The organism is Streptomyces sp. NPDC037242, from assembly GCF_055604165.1.
On sequence record NZ_JBVJUY010000064.1, the window covers coordinates 1 to 7,085 of the forward strand.

8 protein-coding genes are annotated in these 7,085 nt (G+C 70.1%); all 8 read left to right on the top strand.

Going from position 1 to position 7,085, the window contains the following annotated elements; translation table 11 throughout:
* The first annotated feature begins 349 nt into the window (after positions 1-349).
* Positions 350-859, top strand: a complete 510-nt coding sequence (locus ACZ7GJ_RS37715; RefSeq protein WP_470758475.1) for a hypothetical protein — start codon at positions 350-352, stop codon at positions 857-859.
* Between the two features lie 64 nt (positions 860-923).
* Positions 924-1,691 (top strand): CYTH domain-containing protein, encoded by a 768-nt coding sequence (locus ACZ7GJ_RS37720; RefSeq protein WP_470758477.1) that lies wholly within the window; start codon positions 924-926, stop codon positions 1,689-1,691.
* On the top strand, positions 1,688-2,983 hold the full coding sequence (locus ACZ7GJ_RS37725; RefSeq protein ID WP_470758479.1) for an MFS transporter: 1,296 nt from the start codon (positions 1,688-1,690) through the stop codon (positions 2,981-2,983). Before ACZ7GJ_RS37720 ends, ACZ7GJ_RS37725 begins: the two co-directional genes overlap by 4 nt.
* A gap of 176 nt (positions 2,984-3,159) precedes the next feature.
* Positions 3,160-3,327: a hypothetical protein gene (locus ACZ7GJ_RS37730; RefSeq protein WP_470758481.1), complete on the top strand. Its 168-nt coding sequence runs from the start codon at positions 3,160-3,162 to the stop codon at positions 3,325-3,327.
* A gap of 53 nt (positions 3,328-3,380) precedes the next feature.
* Positions 3,381-3,605, top strand: coding sequence for a response regulator transcription factor (locus ACZ7GJ_RS37735; RefSeq protein ID WP_470758483.1), 225 nt, complete (start codon positions 3,381-3,383; stop codon positions 3,603-3,605).
* A gap of 184 nt (positions 3,606-3,789) precedes the next feature.
* Positions 3,790-4,455 carry a DUF4097 family beta strand repeat-containing protein gene (locus tag ACZ7GJ_RS37740; RefSeq protein ID WP_470758485.1) on the top strand — a complete coding sequence of 222 codons (666 nt, stop codon included), beginning with the start codon at positions 3,790-3,792 and terminating at the stop codon, positions 4,453-4,455.
* Between the two features lie 615 nt (positions 4,456-5,070).
* Positions 5,071-5,790 carry a hypothetical protein gene (locus ACZ7GJ_RS37745; RefSeq protein WP_470758486.1) on the top strand — a complete coding sequence of 240 codons (720 nt, stop codon included), beginning with the start codon at positions 5,071-5,073 and terminating at the stop codon, positions 5,788-5,790.
* 433 nt (positions 5,791-6,223) lie between these two features.
* Positions 6,224-6,577 carry a hypothetical protein gene (locus tag ACZ7GJ_RS37750; RefSeq protein WP_470758488.1) on the top strand — a complete coding sequence of 118 codons (354 nt, stop codon included), beginning with the start codon at positions 6,224-6,226 and terminating at the stop codon, positions 6,575-6,577.
* The last annotated feature ends 508 nt before the right edge of the window (positions 6,578-7,085 follow it).

Genomic DNA, 7,085 nt, shown 5'->3' on the forward strand with positions numbered 1-7,085 from the left:
CCCCCCCCCCCCCCCCCCCCCCCCCCCCCCCCCCCCCCCCCCCCCCCCCCCCCCCCCCCCCCCCCCCCCCCCCCCCCCCCCCCCCCCCCACGGCCGTCTCACCACCCGGGAGGGGTTGTACGTCATGGGGCTGAGCAGCGTGGAGCACCCGTTGCTCGCGCGGTACGCAGAGGTCCGTTCCGAAGTGTCCGCCAAATACGGACCTGATTCCCAGGCCGTTGTCTTCCTCCTCTACGAGGAATTGCTTTCCCTGCGGGCGGTCCTCGTAAAAGACCGTTCGGATGCGGACGTCGCACGCCGGGTCCGCGATCTGGGTGAGGAGATCCAACGGCGATATGACATCGGTGGAATGGTGGACAGGGGCCGCCACCACCGGCTGATCCACGACCGTCCGGTGCTCATCGAGTACGACCGGGCGGTTTTCGACCGTCTGTACGGCAACCTGCGGGAGACCTGCGCCATCCGGCCGGTGCACGTCACCAGCGCCGAGGTGGCCTTCGGGCAGCTCCAGGCGGGTCCCACCCACATCTATGTGGTGGACGACGCCTACCGCCTGCTGGTGTGGCCCGAGCCGTTCACGCTGGCCGAGATGGTGTTCGGCCGGACCCCCGACCGCCGCGTGGACGGCATGCGGGTGGTGCACCCGATGCTGGTCCCCGAGCGCCTGAGGGTACGGGCGGCCGGCGAACTCTCCGTCCTGGGCGGGCCGCAGGACTGCATGGTCATCGCCAACATGAAATCGGGCCACTTCAGGCCCCCGCCCCCGTGCGCGGACGTCCTGCGCGACGTGCTGCGCGGCGTCCTGCCCCTCACCGACGAGGACATCGACATCTTCACGGTCCCACAACCGCGGCCGTGAGCCCCGCGGCACGGCCCCGGCCCCGCCCGCACCGGGCACACCTCACACCCTAGGAGCGGAACCTATGCCCGACACGCCCCCGGCGCCGGGAGAAGCCCCAACCCCCCGAACCGTCCCGGGCCGGACGGCCTCCGTCGGGGTCGAGCACGAATGCAAGTGGGACCTGGACCCCGCCGAGTACGACGGGATCCAGGACCCCGCCCGGTTCTTCGAGGGAAGCATCCTCACCACGGCGCTGGAAGCCCTGCGCCCACCGCTGACCTTCGTCTCCTCCACCGTCTACGTGGACGACGCGCACCGCTCGCTGATCCGCGCCGGCCACACCCTCGGAGTCGTCGTCAACGTCGGCAGCGCATCCGACGTGTGCTGGATGACCTTCAAACAGGCGGTACGCCGACACGCCTGGCGCGACGGCCTGGAGCTGGCCGAACGCCTGACTCCCGCCGAGGTGCCCGAGGCCCTCGACGACCCGCGGCGGCTGCCGGTCGGGCACGTGCGCGACTGCGGGCTGGCCGAGGGGCCGCTCGCCCCGGTCGCCGTCGCCAGCCAGCGGCGGGTCAAGTGCCTGGGCCGGGACCGGCACGGCACCGAGGTCGCCTACAGCCTGGACCTCGTCACCTTCCGCGCCCCGACCGACGGCTGCCCGCCGGTCGGGACCTACGCGTGCGTGGAGGTGGAGGTCAACTCCTCCGCCCCGCGCGCGCTGCGGCTGCTGGAGGAGCTCGCCGACGGGACGGACGCATGGCTCGGCCGGGCCCGTACCGTCCGTACCAAGGCCCAGTACGCCCTGGCCGCACTGGAAGCCGCCCACGCCCCAGGACGTGCGGCATGAAGCACAAGCCGACGACACGACAACCGGAACACACACCACTGGGCACGGTGTTCTGGACCCTATGGGCCGGTCGGAGCCTGTCGACCGCGGGCGGGTACCTGCAGTTCCTCGCCCTGCCCCTGTGGGTGCAGCAGACCACGGGATCCTCGCTGGCCGGCGTGCTGGCCTTCGTCGTGTTCCACCTGCCCAAGGTGGCCGTGTCGCCCTTCGCGGGACTGATCGCCGACCGGTTCGACCGGCGCGGCGTGGCCATCGCCACGGACCTGGCCTCGGCCCTGGTCACGGTCGCCATGGCCGTCGCCGCCGCCGGCGGGCACGTGGTGGCCGTCGTGGTGCTGCTCGGCGTGCTCCAGGTCCTCGCGGCGGTCCGGGTTCCGGCCCTGTCGAGCATCCTGCCGGACGCCATCCCCGCAGGGCGCCTCATGGCCGCCAACTCTCTGCTCGACGCCGCCACCGGGGCCGCCATGACGCTCGGCCCCCTGCTGGGGGCGGCCCTGCTCAGCGGCTGGGGCATCGAGTGGGTGCTGCTGCTCAACGGCCTGACGTTCGCCGTGGCGGCCCTGTGCCTGCTCCCGCTGCCCTCGTCACCGGCCTCCGACCGCACCGCGCAGACCGGCCTCGCGGCGATGGCCGACGGCCTGCGCGCCCTGTGGGGCGACCGGGTCGTGCGGTACGCCGTCGCCGCGGAGTGCGCCATGTACCTGTGCGTGGGAGCCGCCACCGAGGAACTGGCCATCTGGCTCGGGCAGGTCCAGGCGGACACCGCCGAGCGGATGATCGGTGCGTTCGGCGTCGGCTCCGGCCTGGGATGGCTCGCGGTCACCGTCGTCCTGGGCCGGGCACGGGAGTCCGTGGCCCCGACCCGGATGGTGTGGTGGAGCGCCCTCGCGGCCGCCCCCGTCAGCGCGGCGGCCGTCCTCCTGCTGAGCGGAGCGTGTCGCGCGTGCCCCGGTGGTGGTAGACGGGCGCGAAGCGCGCGGCCCGCATCTGGATCCCGGCTATCTGCAACTGCTGCTCCCGGATCCGCGCCTCCAGGGAGGCGACGCGCGCTCCCGTGGCGGCCTCCGGGGCCACCGCGTGCTCCCGGGTGTGGTCACCGGGCACGCGCTGGATCAGCCCCGCCTCCCGCAGCCGCTCCGCGGCGGCGTCCAGCTCGGACCGGCTCAGGCGCAGCTCCACCGCCGCCCTGGCGGTGTCGACGCTCTGGTGCTGAAGTGCCCAGTCGTACAGCGCGAGTTCGGCCTCCAGAGCGCCGCTCTCGTCGCCGCTTTCATCCGCCCCCGTGCCACTAAAGGCCACTTTGACCCCCCGACTCCAAACTGCCATGCAACTTGGTGAGGTGCATGATCCGTTGCCGACGCCCCGGATGACCCGGCAGGCTCCCACCAGTAGCTGAATACCAGATGACCTGCAAAGACCGCATCCTCCAGCCCCCTCCGGAGTTCCCGTGAAGCGTTTCCTGCTGATCATGACGACCGCTGTCCTGCTCGCGTTCCCGGCCGTGCCCCTCGTCACCTCGACCGGACCCGAAGCCACCTCGACAGCCGTCCTCGCCGGCGACATCACCGAACTGCCGGACACGAACTGCGGCATGCGGGGCTGCCAGGACCCCACCGACACCTCCTGGGGCGGCTGACCGACCCGCGCCCGAGACACCACCCCCGTACCAGCACACCAGGAGGCAGCAGCATGAAGGACACCGCACCCACCCTGACCGGACGCGAGCGCCAAGTGCTCGTCCTCCTCAGCACAGGCGACACCGTCTCCTCCATCGCCCGCCAGCTCTGCCTGAGCCCCCACACCGTCGACACCTACCTCCGCCGCCTGCGCACCAAGACGCGCACCTCCAACCGGACCCAGCTGACGGTCTTCGCGATCCAGAACGGATACGCGGCCATAGCCGCCCCGCAGTAGCGTTCACCCCCACCCCATTGCAACATTCACCACTCATCGTTGCATTAACCCTCACCCCTCATCGCAACGATTTACCCTACTTGACCTGCAAAAATCCACAAGCAACGCAACGACTATGTTGCCATCACTCAAAACGCAACGTAGCTTTTCCTTCATCGCGAACAACGAGTCGAAGGAAAAGACCATGCAGAAGTTCGACACCACCGCCCCGATCGCCGCCGTCCTCGACATCCCCGCGGGACGCATCCGCCTCATCGCCGCCGACCGCTCCGACACCACCGTCGAGGTCCTGCCCGCCGACCCCTCGAACGCCCGGGACACAAAGGCGGCGCAGCAGACGACGGCCGAGTACACCGACGGCGTCCTGCGCATCGGATCCGCACCGGCCAAGAACCGCCTCCTCGGCAACTCGGGATCGGTCGAAGTGACCGTCCACCTGCCCGCCGACTCCCACATCGAGGCGAAGGCGGCCGTCGCAGAACTCCGCGGCGTCGGCCGCCTCGGAGACGTGGTCTTCGAGGTCGCACAGGGCACGGTCCAGCTCGACGAGGCCGCCAGCGCCCGCCTGACCCTCGCCGCGGGCACCGTCACGATCGGCCGCCTGGCCGGCCCCGGCGAGATCACCACCCAGAAGGGCGACCTCACCATCACCGAGGCGGTCACCGGCACCCTCACCCTGCGCACGGAGTACGGCCAGATCTCCGTCGCCGCCGCCCGCGGCACCTCCGCCAGCCTCGACGCCGGCACCGCCTACGGCCGCATCCACAACGCGCTGACGAACACCGAAGCCGCCACCCTGAACATCCACGCCACCACCGCCTACGGCGACATCACGGCCCGCACCCTCTGAGGCCGACACCAAGCAGGCCGCCATCAGTATGAGGAGGCGTGGGTCGATACTTCCGCGCTGGCGGGGCAGCTGTGCCCGCAGTGCGGACGAGCCGACCTCAACCTGGCCTTCACCACGCTCAGGCCGTCCTCCAGAAGCGTCATGGCCGCATTCTCGCCATTGGGCCGTGCCAGCGCTGCGGGCGCCGGCGCATCCTCGAAGCTGCGACCCGTGGGCGCGGGGCACGTGCAAGCGCTGTTACGAGCAGTCGCCTCATACGGTGCGGACCCGAGCGGCTGGCTGGGCCAGTCGCATGCCCTGCACACCCTCGTGGTGGGACGCGTTGGCTGCGCATCTGACGACCCACCGCCACGCCTTCTACGCCGCGGACGCCCTCGCTCACACACCCGTCTCGTCATCGATACCGAGTCCATCGACCCGGACACCCTGCTCGCTGCCGCGCACCGAACGACCCCTTGGCTCAGACGACCGCTCGCCGACTTCTTCCACACCCACCGCCTCTTCGCCCCACCCGCCGACACCGAGGAGCCACAAGCAACCGCTCGCCGCGAGCGCAGGATCCAGGCTGTCCCGGCTCCGCTACGCCCCGCCGTACGAGCCTTCGCCGAGGCTCTGGTGGCCCAGCGAGAGGATGCCGAGCGTCTCGGGCTGCGACCGAATCAGCCCAAGACCATCGAGATCCGCCTCGACACCATCAGGGACCTGGCACGCCACCTCCACGCGGAGGGCCTCACCACCTGGGCAGGCGTGAACGTCACCGACCTGGAAGCGTTCCTGGAACGCAACCCGGCCCGCCGGGCTTCCTGGCTCGCGGGCCTGCGGCAGTCCTTCTCCCACGCCCACCGCACCGGCTTGCTGCTGCACTCAGAGGCTCAACGCTCACTCTCGATGAGCAGCGCGCCCTCTACCGCCGCTGGAGTGCCGGCAAGGATTGTCCTGCCGCACGAGGCATTGATCGGCCTGGCGGCTCTCCTCCACGCTGCCACCACTACCGAACTCCGCGACCACATCAGCATGGCATCCCCGACGGTCCGTTTCCCCGGGCGCAGAGTCGACCTCGCCCTCGACAACGCCACGTGGCAGGCCCTGGAAGGCTGTCTCGCCCACAGAAGAGCCCTGCACACGCAGAATCCGCACGTACTGGTCACCCGGCTCACCAGAGTGACCGCCGACCCGGCTGGCGCGGCCCACATCCGTGACAGTCTCGACCCGGTCGGCCTCCTCCCGCGCGTCCTGCGCTCCACACGGCTGCCCACCCTCGCCGACGAACTCGACGTCAAACAGCTCACCGTGGCGCTGGGCATGACCTACGGTGGAACCGCCCACTACCGGTAGCACCACTGAGCAGCGGTCAGACCGGGTGGCTTCCTCGCCGACATCTTTCGAGGCGTCGTTCTCGCAGGTCAGTAAATCTGATCAGTCGTCACGCCCCTGAGCTGGGGTTGTGCAGGAGCACCAGTCGGCGACACGTGTGGGCGCGGGGGGTTCGGGGGAGGTGTCCGCGTATCCCAAAATCTATCTGCAATATAAATTGAAGCACTCTCTCGGTTCGATGGATCCCCCGGCGGACACAGGTGGGCTCACCACCGTGGTTGGGTGACCGGGTAGCGTGAGCTGGTGGTCGGGTAGGTTGTGGGCGAGTCGGAGTAAGGGGAGCCTGGTGACGGAGGACGGAGAAGGCTTGCGCTCGGGCAGTAGGAGAGCCGTCTGGCAGCGATTGTTCGGCGCCGGCTCGCCATCGTCTGGCCCATCGGCCGTGTCGCTGAGCATGGCTGACATCACGGCACCTTTGGCCCGGAACATGGAAGCTCTGGAGGGGGATTTCAGCGACGAGGGGATCCGGTCGCTGGGCAACCCTGTTCCGATCCTGGTCGGGAACGACAGGGATGAGCTCTTGGAGCTTTTCCTGGAGCCTGTCGGGCAGGATTACTGGCTGCTCCCCGGTGAGAACGTCATCGTGACCTCGTACGGAACCTGGAGTGACCGCCCCTTCGAGGTCTCGTACCAAACGGACTGCGTGCAGGTTTGGGTCTCCTCATGCTTCGCTACCGTCACCTACCCCGACGGCACCGAGGTCCCTGGGGCGGTTAACCGCCCTCCGGGGGCGTACGGCACGACTTAGGGTTCAGTCCTGCTCCGGGGAGGAGGGCGTCCCCGGAGCAGGACTGAACCCAGGCCCCTCGCTGCTAGCCGCCCGCGCAGCGGGCTGTTTCTGGAGGCGCAGCCGGAAGGGCCAGGGGTGGAGGAGCGAAGCGGATCCACCCCAACAGGCTGAAGGCCTGGCCCCGTGAAACGGGGTCACCTCCCGCGCGCAGCGCGGGAGGTCTCTTGGGAGCGCGAAGCGCTCCCCGTCCGGGTGGAGCGCAGGTCCCCGGACGAAGCGAAGCGGGGAGCTTCCTTCCTCCTCGGAGCGGAGCGGAGAGGAATCGGCCCCGAAGGGGCCGGCCTTAGCGGGCCGGAGGCCCGCGTTACCTCCCCGCGGAGCGGGGAGGCTCGCTTCCTTCTTCGGAGCGGAGCGGAGAAGAACCACCCCGGAGGGGTGGCACTAGCGGGCCGGAGGCCCGCGTTACCGCCCCGCGAAGCGGGGCGGTTCGCTCCTAGGCGCGCAGCGCCTAGGGACCCGCTCCGCG

Bases quoted from the DNA above. Each gene is read 5' to 3' on its own strand.
- ACZ7GJ_RS37740 (WP_470758485.1), top strand. From the start codon at position 3,790: ATGCAGAAGTTCGACACCACCGCCCCGATCGCCGCCGTCCTCGACATC.
- ACZ7GJ_RS37730 (WP_470758481.1), top strand. From the start codon at position 3,160: ATGACGACCGCTGTCCTGCTCGCGTTCCCGGCCGTGCCCCTCGTCACC.
- ACZ7GJ_RS37735 (WP_470758483.1), top strand. From the start codon at position 3,381: ATGAAGGACACCGCACCCACCCTGACCGGACGCGAGCGCCAAGTGCTC.
- ACZ7GJ_RS37750 (WP_470758488.1), top strand. From the start codon at position 6,224: ATGGCTGACATCACGGCACCTTTGGCCCGGAACATGGAAGCTCTGGAG.
- ACZ7GJ_RS37715 (WP_470758475.1), top strand. From the start codon at position 350: ATGGTGGACAGGGGCCGCCACCACCGGCTGATCCACGACCGTCCGGTG.
- ACZ7GJ_RS37725 (WP_470758479.1), top strand. From the start codon at position 1,688: ATGAAGCACAAGCCGACGACACGACAACCGGAACACACACCACTGGGC.
- ACZ7GJ_RS37720 (WP_470758477.1), top strand. From the start codon at position 924: ATGCCCGACACGCCCCCGGCGCCGGGAGAAGCCCCAACCCCCCGAACC.